The sequence below is a fragment of the Mesorhizobium kowhaii genome (assembly GCF_042431665.1).
GTDB classification, from domain to species: Bacteria; Pseudomonadota; Alphaproteobacteria; order Rhizobiales; family Rhizobiaceae; genus Mesorhizobium; species Mesorhizobium kowhaii.
In genome coordinates, this window is record NZ_JBHLYT010000057.1 from 1 (window position 1) to 1,881 (window position 1,881).

Annotated in this window: 2 protein-coding genes; both read left to right on the plus strand. The window is 59.1% G+C overall.

What is annotated here, in order from left to right:
• A partial coding sequence (istA, locus tag ACFFNA_RS32815; RefSeq protein WP_378923921.1) for an IS21 family transposase occupies positions 1-1,024 on the plus strand: 1,024 nt, incomplete at its 5' end.
• The gene (istB, locus tag ACFFNA_RS32820) at positions 1,014-1,826 is read left to right on the plus strand and encodes an IS21-like element helper ATPase IstB (protein WP_378923922.1); all 813 of its coding nucleotides are present in this window, start codon (positions 1,014-1,016) and stop codon (positions 1,824-1,826) included. The genes istA and istB, both read left to right, overlap by 11 nt.
• Positions 1,827-1,881: the final 55 nt, after the last annotated feature.

Genomic DNA, 1,881 nt, shown 5'->3' on the forward strand with positions numbered 1-1,881 from the left:
GTTGCAGACGCACGAGATGCTGTTCGACGCTCACAATCATGCTTTCCGTGTCTTTGGCGGCGTTCCCCGGCGCGGCATCTACGACAATATGCGAACAGCAATCGACAAGGTCGGCCGCGGCAAGGAGCGCGACGTCAATGTCCGCTTCATGGCCATGGCCAGCCACTATCTCTACGAGCCTGAGTTCTGCAATCCCGCGTCCGGCTGGGAGAAGGGACAGGTCGAGAAGAACGTGCAGGATGCGCGTCACCGGTTCTTTCAACCGATTCCACGCTTTCCATCACTGGAAGCCCTGAACGACTGGCTGGAGCTTCGATGCAAAGAGTTCTGGCAGCAGACCCCGCATGGCAAAATGCGCGGCACCATTGCCGATATCTGGGCTGAGGAAGCCCAGGTTCTCATGCCGGCGTCCCGTCTCTTCGACGGCTTTGTCGAATACACCAAGCGGGTCTCCCCAACCTGCCTCGTGCATCTGGAGCGCAACCGCTACAGCGTGCCGGCGTCGTTTGCCAATCGGCCAGTGAGCCTTCGGGTCTATCCGGATCGTGTCATTGTCGCTGCGGAGGGTCTGATTGTCTGTGAGCATCGCCGCATCATCGATCGTTCGCATGATCGACCAGGACAGACGATCTATGACTGGCGGCACTATCTGGCTGTCGTTCAGCGCAAGCCAGGCGCCCTACGCAACGGAGCACCCTTTGCCGAACTTCCCGATGCATTCAGGTCGTTGCAGCAGCATTTGCTCAAGAAGCCGGGCGGCGATCGCGAGATGGTCGAGATCCTGGCACTTGTCCTGCAACACGACGAGCAGGCCGTGCTCCTGGCCGTGGAGATGGCGTTGGAGGCCGGCGTTCCAACCAAGACCCATGTGCTGAACCTTCTCCATCGGCTCGTCGACGGCAAATCCCTCACGCCGCCGGCCATCGATGCTCCTCAGGCTTTGACGCTCACCAATGAGCCAAAGGCCAATGTCGAACGCTATGATGCCTTGAGGAAGCCCGTGGAGGTGCGCCATGCGTCATAACCCTGCTAGCGGCGCAATCGTCATCATGCTCCGGAGCCTGAAGATGCACGGCATGGCGCAAGCTGTGGGCGAACTCACCGAACAGGGAGCGCCAGCGTTCGAAGCCGCCATTCCGATCCTGTCGCAACTGCTCAAGGCCGAGACGGCGGAACGTGAGGTCAGGTCGACAGCCTATCAGCTCAAGATCGCACGCTTTCCAGCCTATCGCGATCTCAACGGCTTTGACTTCGCCAGCAGCGAGATAAACGAGGCACTCGTGCGGCAGCTTCATCGCTGCGAGTTCGTCGATGAAGCCCACAACATTGTGCTCGTCGGCGGCCCCGGAACAGGCAAAACCCATGTTGCGACCGCCCTCGGCGTGCAGGCCATCGAGCACCATCACAAACGGGTTCGCTTCTTCTCGACGGTCGAGCTGGTCAATGCGCTGGAACAGGAGAAGGCTCAGGGGAGATCCGGCCAGATCGCCAATCGCCTCGCGCATTCCGATCTCGTGATCCTGGACGAACTTGGCTATCTGCCGTTCAGTGCATCAGGTGGAGCATTGCTCTTCCATCTGCTGAGCAAGCTCTACGAACGCACCAGCGTCATCATCACCACAAACCTCAGCTTCAGCGAGTGGGCGAGTGTCTTCGGCGACGCCAAGATGACAACGGCGCTCCTCGACAGGCTGACGCATCATTGCCACATCCTGGAAACCGGAAACGACAGCTTCCGGTTCAAGAACAGCTCCGCACACGAGCCTAAGAAAGCGAAGGAGAAAGCCAGAACCTTGACCCTCAACCCCGAACCGAAACATACATGAAAGGCGGGTCAAATCTCGGTGGAAATGCCGGGTCAGTTCTCAGTGAAAATCAACA